19 protein-coding genes and 1 tRNA gene are annotated in these 17400 nt (G+C 64.2%); 11 read left to right on the top strand and 9 right to left on the bottom strand.

Annotated elements, in window-relative coordinates:
* Positions 1 to 75 precede the first annotated feature (75 nt).
* On the bottom strand, positions 76 to 714 hold the full coding sequence (cmk, locus tag JQ572_RS15310) for a (d)CMP kinase (protein WP_211383860.1): 639 nt from the start codon (positions 712 to 714) through the stop codon (positions 76 to 78).
* Positions 711 to 2108 carry a 3-phosphoshikimate 1-carboxyvinyltransferase gene (aroA, locus tag JQ572_RS15305; protein WP_372703242.1) on the bottom strand — a complete coding sequence of 466 codons (1398 nt, stop codon included), beginning with the start codon at positions 2106 to 2108 and terminating at the stop codon, positions 711 to 713. The genes cmk and aroA overlap by 4 nt, the downstream gene beginning before the upstream one ends.
* A gap of 110 nt (positions 2109 to 2218) precedes the next feature.
* Between aroA and JQ572_RS15300 the strand changes: the two genes are divergently transcribed.
* From JQ572_RS15300 to JQ572_RS35525, 3 genes are all read left to right on the top strand, one after another.
* The gene (locus JQ572_RS15300) at positions 2219 to 2626 is read left to right on the top strand and encodes a TIGR02300 family protein (RefSeq protein WP_211383858.1); all 408 of its coding nucleotides are present in this window, start codon (positions 2219 to 2221) and stop codon (positions 2624 to 2626) included.
* Between the two features lie 98 nt (positions 2627 to 2724).
* Positions 2725 to 2800 (top strand) — tRNA-Ala (locus JQ572_RS15295).
* On the top strand, positions 2761 to 3189 hold the full coding sequence (locus JQ572_RS35525) for a GIY-YIG nuclease family protein (protein ID WP_211384212.1): 429 nt from the start codon (positions 2761 to 2763) through the stop codon (positions 3187 to 3189). The genes JQ572_RS15295 and JQ572_RS35525 overlap by 40 nt, the downstream gene beginning before the upstream one ends.
* Before the next feature lie 18 nt (positions 3190 to 3207).
* Here the strand turns inward: JQ572_RS35525 and JQ572_RS15285 are convergent, their stop codons facing one another.
* On the bottom strand, positions 3208 to 3669 hold the full coding sequence (locus tag JQ572_RS15285; RefSeq protein WP_211383857.1) for a MarR family winged helix-turn-helix transcriptional regulator: 462 nt from the start codon (positions 3667 to 3669) through the stop codon (positions 3208 to 3210).
* Between the two features lie 154 nt (positions 3670 to 3823).
* Between JQ572_RS15285 and JQ572_RS15280 the strand changes: the two genes are divergently transcribed.
* The 8 genes from JQ572_RS15280 (at position 3824) to JQ572_RS15245 (ending at position 11246) form a co-directional block, all read left to right on the top strand.
* Positions 3824 to 4249 carry an organic hydroperoxide resistance protein gene (locus JQ572_RS15280; RefSeq protein ID WP_211383856.1) on the top strand — a complete coding sequence of 142 codons (426 nt, stop codon included), beginning with the start codon at positions 3824 to 3826 and terminating at the stop codon, positions 4247 to 4249.
* Between the two features lie 192 nt (positions 4250 to 4441).
* Positions 4442 to 5659, top strand: a complete 1218-nt coding sequence (locus tag JQ572_RS15275) for a CaiB/BaiF CoA transferase family protein (RefSeq protein ID WP_211383855.1) — start codon at positions 4442 to 4444, stop codon at positions 5657 to 5659.
* 384 nt (positions 5660 to 6043) lie between these two features.
* On the top strand, positions 6044 to 7360 hold the full coding sequence (ugpB, locus tag JQ572_RS15270) for a sn-glycerol-3-phosphate ABC transporter substrate-binding protein UgpB (protein ID WP_211383854.1): 1317 nt from the start codon (positions 6044 to 6046) through the stop codon (positions 7358 to 7360).
* Positions 7361 to 7423: 63 nt separating this feature from the next.
* Positions 7424 to 8305 carry a sn-glycerol-3-phosphate ABC transporter permease UgpA gene (gene ugpA / locus JQ572_RS15265; protein WP_211383853.1) on the top strand — a complete coding sequence of 294 codons (882 nt, stop codon included), beginning with the start codon at positions 7424 to 7426 and terminating at the stop codon, positions 8303 to 8305.
* Between the two features lie 3 nt (positions 8306 to 8308).
* Entirely contained in the window at positions 8309 to 9157 is an 849-nt protein-coding gene (gene ugpE, locus JQ572_RS15260; protein WP_211383852.1) for a sn-glycerol-3-phosphate ABC transporter permease UgpE, read from the top strand.
* A gap of 4 nt (positions 9158 to 9161) precedes the next feature.
* Complete coding sequence (locus tag JQ572_RS15255) at positions 9162 to 10241, top strand: sn-glycerol-3-phosphate import ATP-binding protein UgpC (protein WP_211383851.1); 1080 nt, start codon at positions 9162 to 9164, stop codon at positions 10239 to 10241.
* A gap of 255 nt (positions 10242 to 10496) precedes the next feature.
* Positions 10497 to 10922, top strand: coding sequence for an Hsp20 family protein (locus JQ572_RS15250; protein WP_211383850.1), 426 nt, complete (start codon positions 10497 to 10499; stop codon positions 10920 to 10922).
* Positions 10923 to 10973: 51 nt separating this feature from the next.
* Positions 10974 to 11246 (top strand): BQ00720 family protein, encoded by a 273-nt coding sequence (locus JQ572_RS15245; RefSeq protein WP_011083553.1) that lies wholly within the window; start codon positions 10974 to 10976, stop codon positions 11244 to 11246.
* 188 nt (positions 11247 to 11434) lie between these two features.
* Here JQ572_RS15245 and ptsN read toward each other — a convergent pair whose 3' ends face one another.
* The 6 genes from ptsN to lptC all read right to left on the bottom strand — a co-directional run bounded on the left by ptsN (position 11435) and on the right by lptC (position 17293).
* Positions 11435 to 11896 carry a PTS IIA-like nitrogen regulatory protein PtsN gene (gene ptsN / locus JQ572_RS15240; protein ID WP_008141251.1) on the bottom strand — a complete coding sequence of 154 codons (462 nt, stop codon included), beginning with the start codon at positions 11894 to 11896 and terminating at the stop codon, positions 11435 to 11437.
* Positions 11897 to 12118: 222 nt separating this feature from the next.
* On the bottom strand, positions 12119 to 12718 hold the full coding sequence (gene hpf, locus JQ572_RS15235) for a ribosome hibernation-promoting factor, HPF/YfiA family (protein ID WP_211383849.1): 600 nt from the start codon (positions 12716 to 12718) through the stop codon (positions 12119 to 12121).
* Between the two features lie 170 nt (positions 12719 to 12888).
* The gene (rpoN, locus tag JQ572_RS15230) at positions 12889 to 14532 is read right to left on the bottom strand and encodes an RNA polymerase factor sigma-54 (RefSeq protein WP_211383848.1); all 1644 of its coding nucleotides are present in this window, start codon (positions 14530 to 14532) and stop codon (positions 12889 to 12891) included.
* Positions 14533 to 14623: 91 nt separating this feature from the next.
* Positions 14624 to 15622, bottom strand: coding sequence for an LPS export ABC transporter ATP-binding protein (gene lptB, locus JQ572_RS15225; RefSeq protein ID WP_211383847.1), 999 nt, complete (start codon positions 15620 to 15622; stop codon positions 14624 to 14626).
* Between the two features lie 223 nt (positions 15623 to 15845).
* A complete protein-coding gene (locus tag JQ572_RS15220; protein ID WP_211383846.1) occupies positions 15846 to 16556 on the bottom strand; it encodes an LptA/OstA family protein in 711 nt (236 codons plus the stop codon).
* 5 nt (positions 16557 to 16561) lie between these two features.
* A complete protein-coding gene (gene lptC / locus JQ572_RS15215) occupies positions 16562 to 17293 on the bottom strand; it encodes an LPS export ABC transporter periplasmic protein LptC (RefSeq protein WP_211383845.1) in 732 nt (243 codons plus the stop codon).
* Positions 17294 to 17400 lie beyond the last annotated feature (107 nt).

Raw genomic sequence — 17400 nt, 5'->3', positions numbered from 1 at the left:
CGGCCCCGAAACAGGGACCGAAGGTATCGACCTCATAGAGCGGGAGCGGGCGCTTCCTCCAATGACGGCAGCGGCTTAACCCCGCGACCGGCCCGCTCGGACGGCCTCGATAATGTCGATGGCGGCCCGGACGCCGCCCTCTATATCCAGTTGGGAGTTATCTAGCAAGTAAGCATCGGCGGCCGGCTTCAGGGGCGCAATCGGCCGGTTCTTGTCGCGTTCGTCGCGCTGGATGATGTCGGCGAGCACGGCCGCCTCGTCCGCCTCCTCGCCCCGCGCCCTGGCCTCCATGGTCCGGCGGCGGGCGCGGACCCTGGGGTCGGCGACGACGAAGATCTTCACGTCGGCATGCGGGCAGATCACGGTTCCAATGTCCCGGCCGTCCAGCACCGCTCCCGGCGGATCGGCGGCGAATTGCCGCTGGAAATTGATCAGGGCCTCGCGGACCCTGGGGATGGCCGAGACGATGGAGGCGCCCTCGCCGGCCTTCTGGGTTTTCAGGGCGGGATTGCCGAACTTTTCAGGATCGAGTTCCAGCGCCGCCGCGACCGCCGCCGCCTCGTCCCGGAGATCATGACCGGACTGCATCAGGGCGTAGGCCACCGCGCGATAGATCACGCCGGTATCGAGATGACGGTAGCCATAGTGGTGGGCAAGACGCTTGCCGAGCGTCCCCTTTCCCGAGGCCGCGGGCCCGTCGATGGCGATGATCATGAAAACTCGGCCCCGAGCGAACGCATCATCGGAATGAAATCCGGAAAGCTGGTGGCGATGAAGGCGGTGTCGTCGACGGTCACGGGCCGATCGGAGGCGCAGCCCATCACCAGCGCGGACATCGCGATGCGATGGTCCATGTGGGTGGCGACTGTGCCGCCGCCAGGGACGTGGCCGCGGCCCTCGACGATCAGATCGTCGCCGGAGACCTCGACCTTGACGCCGTTGACGCGCAGCATGTCGGCGGTGGCTTCCAGGCGGTCGGATTCCTTCACGCGCAGCTCCTGCAGGCCGCGCATGATCGTCGTGCCCTCGGCGAAGGAGGCCGCCACCGCCAGCACGAGATATTCGTCGATCATCGACGGTGCGCGCTCCGGCGGCACCTCGACTCCGCGCAGTTTCGAGGCGCGCACGCGCAGCTTCGCCATCGGCTCGCCGGCGTCGCCGCGCACCTCGCTTTCCTCGATCGAGGCGCCCATTTCGCGCAGCGTCGTGAAAAGACCGGTCCGCAGCGGATTGGTCATGACGTCGGACAGGACGATATCGGAGCCTTCTACGATCAGCGCGGCAACGACCGGGAACGCCGCCGACGAGGGATCGGCGGGCACCACGACGGTGGCGCCATGCAGCTCGGGCTGACCCGTGAGCGTAATGCGGCGGCCGTGCAGGCCCTCCGGCACGGAGATGATCTCCGCACCAAAATGCTTCAGCATCAACTCGGTGTGGTCGCGACTGGCCTCGGACTCGATCACCGTGGTGGCGCCGGGCGCGGCCAGGCCCGCCAGCAGCACGGCCGATTTGATCTGGGCCGAGGCGACCGGGGTCTTGTAGGTGATGGGCAGCGGATCGCGCGCGCCCTGGACGGTCAGCGGCAAGCGGCCGCCCTCGCCACCGGAGACGACCCGCGCGCCCATCTTTTCCAACGGATCCAGGATCCGGCGCATGGGGCGGCTGCGCAACGAGGCATCGCCGTCGAAGACCGCCGAGATCGGGCAGCCGGCGACGGCGCCCATGACGAGCCGGCAGCCGGTGCCGGAGTTGCCGAAATCGAGCGGCGCCCTGGGCTGGGCGAAGCCCGCGACGCCCACCCCCTGCACCTTCCAGGCGAAATCGCCGATGCGCTCGACCTTGGCGCCCAGGGCCTGCATGGATTTGGCGGTGTTGAGCACGTCCTCGCCCTCGAGGAGGCCCGAAATCCGGGTCTCGCCGACCGCGAGCGCGCCCAGGATGAGGGCGCGGTGGGAGATCGACTTGTCCCCGGGCACCCGTACCCTCCCGGTCAGGGGACCGCTTGCGCGCGACTGAAGCGGCGTCGGCTTGTCGGAATGGGTCAAGATTGCGTCCTTGGATAGGCCCAAAACATCCCTGCCGGGTTTCCGGGGCAGGTACCACATGGTCTCCCCGCCGTCACGGGCATGTCTTTCTCCCGTAATGCGCTATTGACAGCGGGCCGCCAACTAGCCAAGTGAAGCACCGCTTTTCAGACATCTCCAGGATTCCTGCCGTGGCCAAGTCCGAACTCGGAACCAAACGTATTTGCCCGACCACGGGCAAGAAATTCTATGACCTCAACAAGAATCCGGTGATCTCACCCTATACCGGTGAAGTCGTGCCGATTGCGCCCGTGGCGCCGGCGCGCGCGCCCCGCGGCGCCGAAGCCCGCCACGCAGCAGCCGCCGACACCACGCCGGAGCCGGCGGAGGTCGAGGAGGTCTCGCTCGAGGAGGCCGATGCCGAGGAAAACACCGGCAAGGTCAAGGCCGTGGTGCCCGAATCCGAGGACGACATCGAGGTCGACGAGACACTCGACGACGACGATGACGATGATTCGACCTTCATCCCCGACGAGGAAGAAGGCGACGAAGACGTGACCGACATCATTGGTGACGTCGGCGGCGATGAAGAGACTTGAGATCAGCCCTGATCTGTGAAAAAGGGTGCACCGCGCGAGTCGCTTAGGGCTCGCCGGCCGGGACGGGTCCCCCAGGACCCACCCAACTGGAAGACTAAGGGGCCATAGCTCAGCTGGGAGAGCGCTTGCATGGCATGCAAGAGGTCGGCGGTTCGATCCCGCCTGGCTCCACCAGCCTTCGCAGGCTGCGCCTGCTTCGGCTGGGCAAGCCCCATCGTAGCGAAGGCTGCCTCGCCGTAGCCCGAAGGGCGACGGCGGGCCTGGGCAAATTCCCAATCGCATCCTTAGACTGGTTTTGTATCCTGTCCTCGTGGGGGGTATGGGACACGAAGTACGTCTACATTCTCGAAAGTCTCGACCACGAGCATTTTTATGTGGGCGTCACCGACGACCTGCGGGCTCGTTTAGCCAAGCATAATGCCGGAGAGGTTCCTCACACGTCGAAATATGGTCCCTGGAGAATACGAACCTATTTCGCATTTGATGATGCCGCACGCGCCGTCGCATTCGAGCGATATCTTAAATCCGGCTCGGGGCGAGCTTTCGCAAAGAAATACTTCTGATTGCCCGCGCTAACCGCCCTACTCCCCGATCACCGCATTCAGCCGGTCGCGTAGCGCGACGATCTCGTCCTTCATCGCGACCAGTTCCGAGACCGAGCAGTCCGACGCCGCCAGGATCGATTGCGGAACGGCGCGCGCCTTGTCCTTCAGGGCGTGGCCCTGCGCCGTCAGCGCGATCAGCACCTGGCGTTCGTCCTCGCTCGAGCGCGTGCGCTTGACGAGATGGGCGGCCTCGAGCCGCTTGAGCAGCGGTGTCAGCGTGCCGGAATCGAGGAACAGCCTTTCACCGATGTCCTTGACCGGCACGTCGTCGCGCTCCCACAGCACCAGCATCACCAGATATTGCGGATAGGTCAGGCCGAGCCGGTCCAGCAGCGGCTTGTAGACGCGGTTGAAGGCATGCGCAGCGGAATAGACCGCGAAGCAGATCTGGTTGTCGAGGCGAAGCGGCTGGTCCGCTGCCGGATGTTTCCGGGGCATGGAGAATCTCACGGGGCTTTCCTCATTCTGGGCCCGGCAGGCGGCACATTCAATTGCGAACAATTAAATGTGAGACAGTCTGATTTCAATTGCGCACAATCTAATTGTTTGCGATAGAAGCGTCACCCCAACCCGAAGACCTGAGGAGACGAAAATGTCCGTGAACGTCCTCTACAAGACCAGCGCAAAAGCCACCGGCGGCCGTGACGGCCATGCTGCGACCCTCGACGGCGCGCTCGACGTCAAGCTCACCACGCCGAAGGAGCTCGGCGGCGGCGGCGGCGCAGGCAACAATCCCGAGCAGCTGTTTGCGGCCGGCTATGCCGCCTGCTTCATCGGCGCGATGAAGTTCGTGGCCTCGCAAGGCGGCCCGAAGGTTCCCGGCGATGCCTCCGTGACCTCGACGGTCGGCATCGGCCCGCGCTCGGCCGGCGGCTTCGGGCTCGACATCGATCTCGCCGTCTCGTTGCCGGGCCTTGCCCGCGCGGAGGCCGAGGCGCTGGTCGAGAAGGCGCACCAGGTGTGCCCGTATTCCAACGCGACGCGCGGCAATGTCGACGTTCGCCTGACGGTCGTCTGATCCAACGGCGGATTGGCTGGCCCGGGATCCCCCTCGGGCCGGCCGCTTCGGTTCGATTTGCCAGATTCTTGATTTGCCATCCCGCGGGATGGCGCGGCGGCACCGCATACGCCCCTACGCACCAAGCCATTGCTGGGGCAAAAAAACCTCGCTAGGCCTGTGATCAATGATCGACACAGGGGAAGCGAAGGCATGACTGAAGCCGCCAGTTCTGGAGCCGCACCAGGCGCAATGAGTGGACTGCGCGTCATCGATCTCACGCGCGTGCTCGGCGGCCCCTATTGCACCCAGATTCTCGCCGACCATGGCGCCGACGTGATCAAGGTCGAGCCGCCCGCCGGCGACGAGGTGCGCGACTGGGGCCCGCCCTTCCACGAGGAGGACGCGGCCTATTTCGTCGGCATCAACCGCAACAAGCGCTCGATCGGCCTCGACCTCGCCTCCGAAGGCGGCCGAACTGTTCTGCTCAAGATGCTGGAGACGGCCGACGTCCTGATCGAGAATTTCAAGCCGGGCACGCTGGAGAAATGGGGCATCGGCAGCGAGGTGCTGCGCGAAAAATTCCCGCGCCTCGTGCATTGCCGGATCTGCGGCTTCGGCGCCGACGGGCCGCGCGGCGGCAATCCCGGCTATGACGCCATCATCCAGGCCATGACCGGCATGATCGCTGCAACCGGCTCGCCCGAGAGCGGGCCGATGCGGATCGGCGTGCCGCTGGTCGACATCACCACCGGGCTGTATGCGGCGATCGGCATCCTGATGGCGCTGTCGGAGCGGCAGCGCTCGGGCCAGGGGCAGTTCCTGGAGACGACGCTGTACGAGACCGGCCTTGCCATCATGCATCCGCACACTGCGAACTATTTCATGCATGGCAAGCCGCCGTCGCTCACCGGCAACGAGCATCCCAACCTCGTGCCCTACGCGATCTTCCCGACCAAGACCGACGACATCTTCATCGGCGTCGGCAATGACGGCACCTTCCGCAAGCTCGCCAAGGAGATCGGCAAGCCCGAGCTCGGCACCGATCCGCGCTTCGCCCGCAACAAGGACCGCATCGCCAATCGCGAGGCGCTGCGGGCCGAGCTTGCCGCCGTGTTCAGCCAGCACGAGGCCGAGCCGCTGTGCAATCGCCTGCTTGCCGCGGGCCTGCCGGCGGGCCCTGTGCAGAAGATCGACCAGGCGTTGACGAACCCGCACACGATCCATCGCGGCGACATCATCGAGAAGGACTGGTACAAGGGTGTCGCCTCGCCGATCCGGCTCGATCGCAGCAAGCCGAGCCTGCGCCGCCTGCCGCCGAAATTCAGCCAGCACTCCCAGGAAGTGCTGGGCGAGTTCGGCTACTCCAAGGCGGAGATCGACGCGATGGTCGAGAAGGGCACCGTCTGCGGCCCCGAGCGCAAGCGCTGAGATAGGACGAAGATCGAGCGGCAGCGCAAGTGCGCTCCCTCCTCCGCTTACGGGGGAGTGTTGGGGAGAGGGTGTCTCCGCAATGGGACAATCCCCCGGAGGAGAGAACACTCACCCGTGCTACGCGCGACCTCTCCCGCAAGCGGGAGAGGTTTTGAACCCGCGGCCTGTTCGTCAGCCTCACAGATCCAATGCCGCACTGCGGCGCGGGCGCGCATGTGCACCGCGAACGGAGGCGGCTGCACGCTCGGCATTCGCCTATTTGACGGCTTCCCTTTTCCAGCGCTTGCCGCTTTCGTTTCGGCCGCTTACACAGTCATGTGAACGTCATATGGCGCTGCTAGCGCAAGCGATCATTTTGACGACCCAAGGGAGGTTTACTTGATGGCTCTTCGACGCTTTGGAGCGGCTGCCGCTGTTGCAGCCATGGTTGGTTCGGGCGCTTCGCCCGCGTGGGCCGTGACCGAAATCCAGTGGTGGCACGCGATGACCGGCCCGAACAACGACGTCGTGGTCAAGCTTGCCAACGATTTCAACGCGTCTCAGGGCGACTACAAGATCGTCCCGACCTTCAAGGGCAGCTATGCCGACACGTTGAACGCCGGCATCGCGGCGTTCCGCGCCGGCAACGCACCGGGCATCATGCAGGTGTTCGAGGTCGGCACCGCGACCATGATGGCCGCCAAGGGCGCCATCAAGCCCGTCTCGGATCTCATGAAGGAGCAGGGCGAGAAGTTCGATCCGCAGTCCTACCTGCCGGCAATCACCGGCTACTACTCGACCGCGAAGGGCGAGATGCTCTCGTTCCCGTTCAACTCGTCGAGCATGGTCATGTGGGCCAACCTCGACGCCCTGAAGAAGGCCGGCATCGACGCGCCGCCGAAGACCTGGCCCGAGGTGTTCGCGGATGCCAAGAAGCTGCATGCGACGAGCCCGACCTGCGGCTTCTCGTCGTCCTGGGTCACCTGGGGCTTCATCGAGCAGTTCTCGGCCTGGCACAATATCCCGATCGGCACGAAGGCCAACGGGCTCGACGGCTTCGACACCGTGCTGGAATTCAACAATCCGCTCGAGACCAAGCTTCTGGAAAATCTCGTCGAGCTGCAAAAGGACAAGAGCTACGACTATTCGGGTCGCACCAACACCGGCGAAGGTCGTTTCACCTCCGGCGAATGCGCGCTCTACATGACGTCCTCGGCCTTCTATCCGAACGTCAAGGCGAACGCGAAGTTCAACTATACGGCGGTTCCGATGCCCTATTTCCCGGACGCCAAGGACGCGCCGCAGAACTCCATCATCGGCGGCGCTTCACTGTGGGTCATGGGCGGCAAGTCCAAGGAAGAGTACAAGGGCATCGCGAAGTTCTTCACCTTCCTGTCCGACACGGACCGCCAGGTCTACCTGCACGAGGTCTCCGGCTATCTGCCGATCACCAAGGCGGCTTACGACAAGACCAAGGCGTCGGGCTTCTATGAGAAGAATCCGATTCTCGAAGTGCCGCTGAAGGAACTGACCAACAAGCCGCCGACGGACAACTCCCGCGGCCTGCGCTTCGGCGGAATGGTGCAGATGCGCGACGTCTGGTCCGAAGAAATCGAGGCAGCGCTCGCCGGCAAGAAGTCGGCCAAGGAGGCGCTCGATGCCGCGGTCTCGCGCGGCAACCAGATGCTGCGTCAGTTCGAGCGCACCGCGACCAAGTAGCGTCGTCACATCGTGGCTGCGGACGGGCCGCAGCCACGATCACACAATTGAGGCGGGGGCTTCATGGAGAACCGGGCGATCTTCTCAGGCAGGCTCCTCGCCTGCCTCCTGGTATTTCCGCAGCTTGCGATCTCCCTGATCTTCTTTTACTGGCCGGCGGCGCAGGCGCTCTGGCAATCCTTCCTGGTGCAGGATGCCTTCGGGCTCTCGACCGAGTTCGTCTGGTTCGAGAATTACGTCACCCTGCTGAAGACGCCCGAATATTATCACGCGATCGGCACCACCTTCTTCTTCTCGCTGCTCGTGGTGTTCTTCTCGCTCGCCATCGGACTCCTGCTCGCCGTCATGGCGAACCGCAACATCGCGGGCGTGCAGATCTATCGCACCTTCCTGATCATCCCCTATGCCGTCGCCCCTGCCGTGGCGAGCGTGCTGTTCATCTTCATGTTCCAGCCGGGGCTCGGCATGATCGCGCGCGCGCTCCAGCGCAACGGCATCGACTGGAATCCTGTGCTCAACGGCAACCATGCGATGATCCTGATCGTCATCGTCGCGGTCTGGAACCAGATCAGCTACAATTTCCTGTTCTTCCTCGCCGGCCTGCAGTCGATCCCGAAGAGCGTGATCGAGGCGGCCGCGATCGACGGGGCGAGGCCCGCGCGGCGGTTCTGGACCATCGTCTTCCCGCTGCTGTCGCCGACGACGTTCTTCCTGATCGTCGTCAACATCACCTATGCCTTCTTCAACACGCTCGGCATCATCGACACCGCAACCGAAGGCGGCCCGAACGGATCCACGTCGACGCTGGTCTACAAGGTGTTTCTCGACGGCAAGGCCGGCTCCGATCTCGGCGGCTCGGCGGCGCAATCGGTGATCCTCATGATCATCGTCATCGGGCTCACCGCGATCCAGTTCCGCTACGTCGAAAAGAAAGTGCATTACTGAGCCATGGTAGAGCATCGCCGATTTGGAAATCTGTTGCCTCACCTGGTGCTGCTGGCCGGCGTGGCCGTGGTCGCCTTCCCGGTCTATCTCGCGATCATCGCGTCCACCCACGACAACACCGTCATCGCCAACGGCCAGATGCCGCTCTATCCCGGCAGCCACGCGCTCGAGACCTATTGGAACACCATCGTCTCCGGTGCCGGCAGGACCACGCGCGAGCCGGTCGGCAGCATGCTGATGGCGAGCTTCATCATGGCGGTGGGGATCGCGGTCGGAAAAATCGCGATCTCCATCCTCTCGGCCTACGCCATCGTGTTCTTCAACTTCCCGTTCCGCATGGCGACGTTCTGGACCATCTTCGTCACGCTGATGCTGCCGGTCGAGGTGCGCATCTTCCCGACCTACAAGATCACGTCCGACCTGCACATGCTGGATTCCTATTCCGGCCTGATCCTGCCATTGATCGCGTCCGCGACGGCGACGCTGCTGTTCCGGCAGTTCTTCATGACCATCCCGAAGGAGCTGGTCGAGGCCTCGAAGATGGATGGCGCCGGCCCGATCCGCTTCTTCTTCGATACGCTGCTGCCGCTCTCGGTGACCAACATCGCCGCGCTGTTCGTCATCCTCTTCATCTACGGCTGGAACCAGTATCTCTGGCCGCTCCTGATCACCACGCGCGACGACATGCAGACCATCGTGATCGGCATCAAGAAGATCATCGATGTGAAGGACGCACTCACGGAATGGTCGGTCGCGATGGCGACCGCGGTGCTCGCGATGCTGCCGCCAGTGGCGATCGTCGTGCTTTTGCAGCGCCTGTTCGTGAAGGGCCTGATCGAAACGGAGAAGTAGGCCTATGGCCAATGTTACCCTGCGCAACGTCCGCAAGGCCTATCCCAACGGTTTCGAGGCGATCAAAGGCGTCGACGTCGATGTCGCCGACGGGCAGTTCTGCGTGCTGGTCGGTCCATCGGGCTGCGGCAAGTCAACGCTGCTCCGGATGGTTGCGGGGCTCGAGACCATCAGCTCGGGCGAGATCGACATCGGCGGACGCGTCGTCAACCAGGTCGAGCCGGCCGATCGCGACATCGCGATGGTGTTCCAGAACTACGCGCTCTATCCGCATATGAGCGTCTACAACAACATGGCCTACGGCCTGCGCAATCGCGGCATGCCGAAGCCCGAGATCGAGACGCGAGTGCAGGAAGCCGCGCGCATTCTCGAGCTCGGCACCATGCTCGATCGCAAGCCCGGACAATTGTCCGGCGGCCAGCGTCAGCGCGTCGCGATGGGCCGCGCCATTGTGCGCCAGCCTAAGGTGTTCCTGTTCGACGAGCCGCTGTCGAACCTCGACGCGAAACTGCGCATCGCGATGCGCGTCGAGATCCGCAAATTGCAGCGCCGGCTCAACACGACGTCGATCTACGTCACCCACGACCAGCTCGAGGCGATGACGCTCGCCGACATTCTCGTGGTGATGAATGGCGGCAAGGTCGAGCAGGTCGGCAATCCCCTGGCGATCTACGAGAAGCCGGCCACGACCTTCGTCGCCTCCTTCATCGGGGCGCCGCCGATGAATCTGATGTCGACGCGCGCCGACGAGATCAAATCGCAGCTCGGCAGCGCCGACGCCGGCATCCTCGGCATCCGTCCCGAGGATTTCGTCATCACCGACCAGACGCCCGCCGGCGGCGTCGCGCTTGCGTTGACTGTCGAGGCGATCGAGCGCGTCGGCGCCGAAACCTTCGTCTACGGCACGCGGGCGCAGGACGAGCAGCGCATCGCAGCCAATCCGGGCGAGCTGCCGCCCGGCGAGGTCATCGTCCGCATTCCCGGCTCCGAGGCGCCGCCGATCGGCCAGAAAATCCGCGTCGCAGCGGTGCGCCAAAAGCTGCATCTGTTCAGCGACGACGGACGGACGCGGATCGAGGCCTGACCGGTTTCGCAGGTCCGCGACCAAAACGGCGAAAACAACCCCATGCACAGTAGCCGGGGGGTTGTTTTCATTGGGATAAATCGCCCGCAGATTCGTCGTGTCCGGCTTGTCAAGGTCGAGGATGGCCGGGACGGTCCATCCACAGCCCCGGCTACGTCCTTGAACCGACATGGGGATATGACCATATTGCTGACCAAGGGGTGCCGTTTCAGGGCCCTGAAATGCCAAAGTCGCTTCGAGAGGACTTTGTAAACTATGTCTCGTGTTCCAACGCTTTCCAGTCCGTTCCTTCTGGGCTTCGACGAGATCGAGCGCGTGCTCGACCGCGTCGTCAAAGGCGCCGACGGTTACCCGCCCTACAATATCGAGCGGTGCGACCGGTCCGACGGCCAGCCCGAGCGGTTGCGCATCACGCTGGCGGTCGCCGGATTTACTCGCGACCAACTCGATGTAAGCATTGAGGAAAACCAGCTCGTGATCCGCGGGCGGCAGCAGGACGACAAGACCCGGCAATACATCCATCGCGGCATCGCCGCGCGCCACTTCCAGCGCACCTTCGTGCTGGCGGAGGGGATGCTGGTGCTGGGTGCGGATCTGAAGAACGGGTTGTTGTCGATCGATCTGGCCCGGCCGGAACCGGAGAGGATCGTTAAGACAATCGCTATCAATGAGCACGAATAATGGAACGAGTAGCGGACTCGACCGCTTAGTTTCTGTGAAGGAGTCGAGACCATGAGTGAAGGTCACGTTGCGTTCGAATACGAAGCCAAGAACGTCTCTCCGGAGACGCTGGCAACCCTCGGCGAAGGCCACATCGCCTATGTGAAGCAGATCCGCTCCGAAGACGTTCCGGGCCTGTTTCCCGAGGCGCCGAAAATCGCGCCGGGCCTCAAGCTCTTCGCGCTCCACGCCGCCGACGGCACCCCGATCATGCTGACCGACAGCCGCGAAGCCGCGGTCGCCAACGCCTGGAGCAACGAGCTGCAAGCGGTGAGCGTGCACTGAGCACGCGCGCGTCGCACGAATAGAGTTTCAAGCGGGCACGTCTTCAGACGAAGGCGTGCCCGTTTTCATTTGCGCAATGATGTCTTCGCGTCGGCAATGACGGAGTGTGAGGCTACGGCGCGCTCAACTCTCGCGTCCAGGGTACGAGAGCGAGATGAAACACTCGCACTCTCGCAGTCAGTGAGAAATTACGCCGCGGTCGCCGGCGGCAGGGCGAGCACCGAATAGATCGCCTGGGCATCGCGCGAGGCGCGGAGCTTCTTGGCGATGTCCTGGTCGCGGAGGAGACGGGCGATGCGGGCGAGCGCCTTGAGATGATCGGCGCCGGCGCCTTCGGGGGCGAGCAGCAGGAAGACGAGATCGACCGGCTGGCCGTCCATCGCCTCGAAATCGATCGGGCGATCGAGCCGCGCGAACAGGCCGAAGATCTTTTCCAGCTTGGGCAGTTTGCCGTGCGGAATGGCGACGCCGTAGCCGACCGCGGTGGTGCCGAGCTTCTCACGCTGCAGCAGCACCTCGAACACGGAGCGCTCGTTCTGCCCGGTCAGCTCGGCGGCCTTCGCCGCGAGCTCCTGGAGCGCCTGTTTCTTGCTGTTGACCTTCAATGCCGGGAGAATCGCCTCGGGTGCGACCAGATCGGTAATCGGCATGGAAATTTTCCGAGGTGAATTAAACCGTCAGGTTCCGAATTGGCCAGCTTGGAGAGAAACCATGCCGGGCCGGCGTCAAGAAGGTGAAGCAGGAAGAGGACTTAGCCCCGATCCTGATGTGGGGCGCTTCTACTCCAACGCAATCCCGGTGCCAACTGCTGCGTGCGGCTTTGCCCCGGTCATTGTTAAGGCCTGCGGATGCTACGGGGCCCGGTTCCGGCCCTAGCCGTCCGGTTTGGCCCCCGGCGGGTCGATCCAGCCCACATTGCCGTCGGCGCGGCGGTAAATGATGTTCACCCGGCCGCTGGAACCATGCTGGAATACCAGGCAGGGCGCTCCGCTGAGGTCGAGCTCCATGACGGCCTCGCTCACCGACAGCGGTTTCAGGGCGGTGGTGGCCTCGGCAATGATGACGGGGCTGTAGCCGGTGACCTCTTCCTCGTCCTCACCCTCGCCCGGCGCTTCCAGCACGTAGCTCGTGGCATCCATGGCCGCGAGCGCGGCGGAGGCGACATGGGCCTTGCGGGCGGAGCGGTCCTTGAGCCGGCTCTTGTAGCGCTTGAGCCGCTTCTCGATCATCAGCAGCGCCTGGTCGGCGCTGGCATAGGCGTCCGGCGCGTTCGAATCGGCTTCCAGCGTGATTCCGGAATCGAGGTGCAGCGCACAGTCGGTGCGGAAGCCGAAGCCGTCCTTGCTGAGCGTGATGTGGCCGGAATAATTGCCGTCGAAATATTTACGCAGGACCTCTTCGGTCCGGTCGGTCACGCGGCCGCGCAAGGCCTCGCCGACGCTGACGCTCTTGCCCGAAATCCGAAGAGTCATGTGATGCCTCGCTTGGTTTGCGCCCGCTGCGACGACGCGTCATCGCAGCCGGGGTTGTTCCCTGCGCGTGATCCGTTCGAAAAACCGCTTCACACTTTTCCGGATCATGCGCGTGCTTGGATCGGTCGCGAATGGGGGAAGGAGAGTAGCGCGATTTCGCGCCAGCGCAATCAGGCCGGCTCGGGGTTGCGGGAGCGATCGGGCATTGCGTTGGAGAGGACGTTACCAAGAGCGCTCTGCTTGTCGCGACGGCGTTGCACCGAGGATGGAATGCGCATGGCTTCGCGGTACTTCGCGACCGTGCGGCGGGCAATATCAATGCCCGAGGCGCGCAAGCGTTCCACGATGGTGTCGTCCGACAGGATCGCGGCAGGTGCTTCCGAATCGATCAGCTGCTTGATGTGGTGGCGCACGGCTTCGGCCGAATGCGCCTCGCCGCCGTCGGCCGACGCGATCGAGGCCGTGAAGAAATATTTCAGCTCGAACGTGCCGCGATTGGTCGCCATGTATTTGTTGGCGGTGACGCGCGACACCGTGGATTCATGCATCTGGATGGCGTCGGCGACGGCCTTCAGGTTAAGCGGCCGCAGATGCGCCACGCCGTGGGTGAAGAAGCCGTCCTGCTGGCGCACGATCTCGGTTGCGACTTTCAGGATGGTGCGGGCGCGTTGGTCGAGCGCTCGCACCAGCCAGGTCGCGTTCTGGAGCGCGTCGGTGAAATAGGACTTGTCGCCGTCCTTGCCGATCTTCTTCGACAGCTCGGAATAATAGGTCTGGTTGACCAGCACGCGCGGCAAGGTGTCGCTGTTGAGCTCGACATGCCAGCCGCCGTCCGGACCCGGGCGGACATAGACGTCAGGCACCATGGTCTGCAAACGGGCCGAGCCGAACTTCATGCCGGGCTTGGGATTGAGCCGGCGGATCTCGCCGATCATGTCGGCGATGTCCTCGTCGTCGACACCGCACAGCTTGCGCAACGAGGCGACGTCGCGCTTGGCGAGCAGATCGAGATGCTCGACCAGCGCCTGCATCGCCGGGTCGTAGCGATCGAGTTCGCGGAGCTGGATCGCCAGGCATTCGCTCAAATTGCGCGCGCAAACGCCGGGCGGATCGAATTTTTGCAGCACGGCAAGAACGGCCTCGATGTCCTGCTGCGGGGCGCCAAGGCGCTGGGCGGCCTGGCCGAGATCGGGCGGCAAATAGCCGGCCTCGTCGACGAGGTCGATCAGGTACTGGCCGATCATGCGCTGGGCAGGGCCGGCGAAGGCGACCGAAAGCTGCTCGGCCAGATGGTCGCGGAGCGTGGTTTCCGCGGCGACGAAGGCTTCGAGATTGTAGTCCTCGTCGCCGGAGGCGCCGCCGCCCCATTCCGTATAGGTGGTCGGCGCCACGTCCTGGGCGTTGCGGGCGGCAGCCTCGGCCGGCTCTTCGGAGAAGACGTTGTCGAGGCCGGTGTCCAGGGTCTGCTCGATCTCGGCGCGGGTGCCGAGATCCTTGTTCATCCAGTCTTCCTGGCCCGGCTCGAAGGCCTCGCCGCTGCCGCCAAAGCCGTCATCGCCCTGTCCGTCGCCCTGTCCGTCGCCCTGGCCGCCGGACTCCTCGCCATCGCTGAACTGGCGGGCCTCGGCGGGAGCCTCGCCCGCGGGGGGCTCGTCGTTGGCCCGTTCCAGGAGCGGATTACGCTCGAGTTCCTCTTCCACGAATGTCGTGAGATCGAGATTGGACAATTGCAGCAGCTTGATCGCCTGCATCAACTGCGGCGTCATGACCAGCGACTGCGATTGCCGGAACTCTAATCTCTGCGAAAGCGCCATGAAGCAAGAACCGATCCCGAAAAGTTGGTCCGATTTTTGCTTATCCTAGTCCGCGCCCGATGTACACGGCTTGACGAATTGGAAAAATGGGCTAGAGGCGGAATTCCTCGCCAAGGTAAAGGCGGCGCACATCCGGATCAGCGACGATCTCATCCGGGCTGCCCTCGGTCAAGATTTCACCGGCATAGACGATATAGGCGCGATCGGTGAGGCCCAGCGTCTCGCGCACATTGTGGTCGGTGATCAGCACGCCGATGCCGCGATTGGTGAGATGGCGGACCAGATCCTGGATGTCGCCGACCGCGATCGGATCGATGCCCGCGAAAGGCTCGTCGAGCAGCATGTAGTTCGGACGCGTCGCCAGCGCGCGCGCGATCTCGACGCGGCGCCGCTCACCGCCGGACAGCGCGATCGAAGGCGATTTGCGCAGCCGCGTGATGTTGAATTCGTCGAGCAGCGAGTCGAGCTGCTGCTCGCGCTTCTTGCGCGACGGCTCGACCACTTCGAGCACGGCGCGGATGTTCTGCTCGACGGTGAGGCCGCGGAAGATCGAGGCTTCCTGCGGCAGATAGCCGATGCCGAGCCGCGCGCGCTGATACATCGGCAGCTTGGTGACGTCGTGGCCGTCGAGCTCGATCGCGCCGCGATCGGGCTTGATCAGGCCGGTGATCATGTAGAACACGGTGGTCTTGCCGGCGCCGTTCGGACCGAGCAGGCCGACCGCTTCACCGCGGCGCACGTAGATGCTGACACCGCGCACCACCTTGCGGCTACCGAAGCTCTTTTCCACGCTATGCACAGCGAGGTAGCCCGGCCGCTTCAGGAGCTGGGGCCCGCCGGCGCCATTGGGCCTGGTGGCCGACCTGGCGGGGTGAGCCGCCTGCGCACGCTGCGGCTCGGCCTGATAATCGGTCTGGAACTGATCCGGCGCACGCATCGGCTGGTCGCGGGCAATCGACGGTGTGTCCCTGACAGGGCTGGGCACGAGCCCCCCGACGCCGTCACCGAGCGCGGTGATATCCTGACGCGCAAATCCTGGCCGGCCGCGCTTGGCGGGGCGCCGACGGAACATGCTGAAGAGATCGACCATCCCCGCCTTCTAGCCTTCCACGACGATCCTGAACGACATTCGCGCGATCTGCCGCGCCGGCCTTTCGTTTTGCCGACGCAGCATGAGTTGAGGAATGTCTCATGCCCAGTGAAACACGCCCGAAAAGCGGCGGACCCCGCTTCGAAAGCCCTTCGCGGTAAATACAGTCTCGCCGGCCAAGCTTCAACCTCGGATCGGGAGGCGTCAGCCCAACTTATTGAAGTTACTTTGGTTTACTTGCGCCGGGCAATTGCAGAGGCGCGCCCGGGCCGGGCTTGGCCGGGCTGCCGGATCCGCACTCGCTGCCGGCGCCCTGCGGCAGCAGTGCCTGCACCCGGCCGGTGTCGGATTCCACACGCGACACGCCCGTGGTCATGTCGACCGCCAGCCGGTCGCCGCGCAGCACGTTCTTGCACTGCGTCAGCACCACGCCGCCGAGCATGGTGATGAGGTTGGTCTTGGTGTCGAACACGGCGGTCTCGCCCGTCACCACCTGGTCCTTCTGGGTAACGACGACATTGCCGCGCGCTTCCAGCCGCTTGATCGAGGAACTGCCGCCCGGACCCGGCGTCGCCGACTGAATCGGCGCGGACTTCGCACCCTTGGCAGACGCAGGCTGCGGCGTGGCGGGCTTGTCGCCGCCGGACTCGTAAAACACCACCAGCGTCTTCGAGGTCATGGTGGTATCGCCCTGGATCACCTTCACATTGCCGGAGAAGGTCGCTTCCTTCTTCTTGTCGCGCATCTCAAGCGAGGCGGCTTCGATCTGGATCGGCTGGTCGCGGTTCTGCGAAAAACCCTGCATCGCGTTCGGCACGCCTTGCATCGTGCTCTGCGCGGTTGCCGCACCGGCCAGCACGACGCCGACGGCGAGCGCGGCGACGCTGCCGATGGCGCGCCGCTTGTTATCGTTGCGCGAGAAAAAAGGAGCCATGAAAATCACTTTGAATTGGCAGACTTGTTCTGGGGCGTACGCGTCTTCACCGGCGGCGCGGGCTCGGGCGGTGCAGGCTGAACGGCGGGGTCGTCCAGCTTGTCCAGGTGCATCACGACGTTGCCCTCGAAGCGAATGACGTCGCCGCCTTCCGTGATCCGCAGCCGATCGGCGGTCAGCGTGCCGTTGGTCAGCTTGACGTCGACATGCTCGTCCGAGGAGACCGTGCCCTTGCCCATGTCGACGAAGGCGGAGTTCAGCCGCGCCTCGTAGCCGGTCGAGGTGCGCAGGAAGATGTCCTTGTGCAGGTCGAGCTGCTGCTGCTTGTTGTCGAAGCGGCCGGTACGGGCGTCCAGGAACAGGGTGGATTGATCTTCCATCAGCACCTTGGCGCGCAGGTCGTGAAGATCGACGTGATCGGGATCGGTGATGTCCTGCGTTGCCGTCTTGGCCCAGAGCTCGTAGGGCCGCTGGTCCGGGGTGAAGCCGGCCATGTGCGGCGATTCCATCGTGATCTTGGTGCCTGACACCACCATGTTTCCGGAATCGAGCGGCAGTTTCGGCATCAGCATGCGGAACGGATTGAAGATCGAGACGCCGAGAATGGCGGCCAGGGACAACAGCACCGCGCCCGGCACGGCAATGCGCAGAATCCGCACCAGGCGGCTGTGGCGCGCCGCGCTGGCAAACTTCGCCGCAAGCGCGGCGTCGTAGGTGGGATTATGGGCCGAATTCACCTGGGCTCCTGAGGTGTCGCTCGCCGTGTCCGGTTGAAGGTCGCCCCATTGTAGCTGGCAACGCCCAAACATGCAGCCAGCGACAGGCCGTTACGAAAGTGTCCGAA

This window comes from Bradyrhizobium sp. SZCCT0153, from assembly GCF_018129995.1.
GTDB classification, from domain to species: domain Bacteria; phylum Pseudomonadota; class Alphaproteobacteria; order Rhizobiales; family Xanthobacteraceae; genus Bradyrhizobium; species Bradyrhizobium japonicum_G.
The sequence above is the reverse complement of the archived record's forward strand: the minus strand, read 5'-3'. Positions and strand labels throughout refer to the sequence as shown.

Excerpts from the sequence above, each read along its gene's own strand:
- JQ572_RS15250 (WP_211383850.1), top strand. The coding sequence starts at position 10,497 with ATGTCTCGTGTTCCAACGCTTTCCAGTCCGTTCCTTCTGGGCTTCGAC.
- lptB (WP_211383847.1), bottom strand. The coding sequence starts at position 15,622 with ATGGTCGATCTCTTCAGCATGTTCCGTCGGCGCCCCGCCAAGCGCGGC.
- JQ572_RS15275 (WP_211383855.1), top strand. The coding sequence starts at position 4,442 with ATGACTGAAGCCGCCAGTTCTGGAGCCGCACCAGGCGCAATGAGTGGA.
- cmk (WP_211383860.1), bottom strand. The coding sequence starts at position 714 with ATGATCATCGCCATCGACGGGCCCGCGGCCTCGGGAAAGGGGACGCTC.
- JQ572_RS35525 (WP_211384212.1), top strand. The coding sequence starts at position 2,761 with ATGCAAGAGGTCGGCGGTTCGATCCCGCCTGGCTCCACCAGCCTTCGC.
- ugpA (WP_211383853.1), top strand. The coding sequence starts at position 7,424 with ATGGAGAACCGGGCGATCTTCTCAGGCAGGCTCCTCGCCTGCCTCCTG.
- ugpE (WP_211383852.1), top strand. The coding sequence starts at position 8,309 with ATGGTAGAGCATCGCCGATTTGGAAATCTGTTGCCTCACCTGGTGCTG.
- rpoN (WP_211383848.1), bottom strand. The coding sequence starts at position 14,532 with ATGGCGCTTTCGCAGAGATTAGAGTTCCGGCAATCGCAGTCGCTGGTC.
- ugpB (WP_211383854.1), top strand. The coding sequence starts at position 6,044 with ATGGCTCTTCGACGCTTTGGAGCGGCTGCCGCTGTTGCAGCCATGGTT.
- ptsN (WP_008141251.1), bottom strand. The coding sequence starts at position 11,896 with ATGCCGATTACCGATCTGGTCGCACCCGAGGCGATTCTCCCGGCATTG.
- JQ572_RS15245 (WP_011083553.1), top strand. The coding sequence starts at position 10,974 with ATGAGTGAAGGTCACGTTGCGTTCGAATACGAAGCCAAGAACGTCTCT.
- JQ572_RS15280 (WP_211383856.1), top strand. The coding sequence starts at position 3,824 with ATGTCCGTGAACGTCCTCTACAAGACCAGCGCAAAAGCCACCGGCGGC.
- hpf (WP_211383849.1), bottom strand. The coding sequence starts at position 12,718 with ATGACTCTTCGGATTTCGGGCAAGAGCGTCAGCGTCGGCGAGGCCTTG.
- JQ572_RS15255 (WP_211383851.1), top strand. The coding sequence starts at position 9,162 with ATGGCCAATGTTACCCTGCGCAACGTCCGCAAGGCCTATCCCAACGGT.
- JQ572_RS15220 (WP_211383846.1), bottom strand. The coding sequence starts at position 16,556 with ATGGCTCCTTTTTTCTCGCGCAACGATAACAAGCGGCGCGCCATCGGC.
- aroA (WP_372703242.1), bottom strand. The coding sequence starts at position 2,108 with ATGTGGTACCTGCCCCGGAAACCCGGCAGGGATGTTTTGGGCCTATCC.
- JQ572_RS15285 (WP_211383857.1), bottom strand. The coding sequence starts at position 3,669 with ATGCCCCGGAAACATCCGGCAGCGGACCAGCCGCTTCGCCTCGACAAC.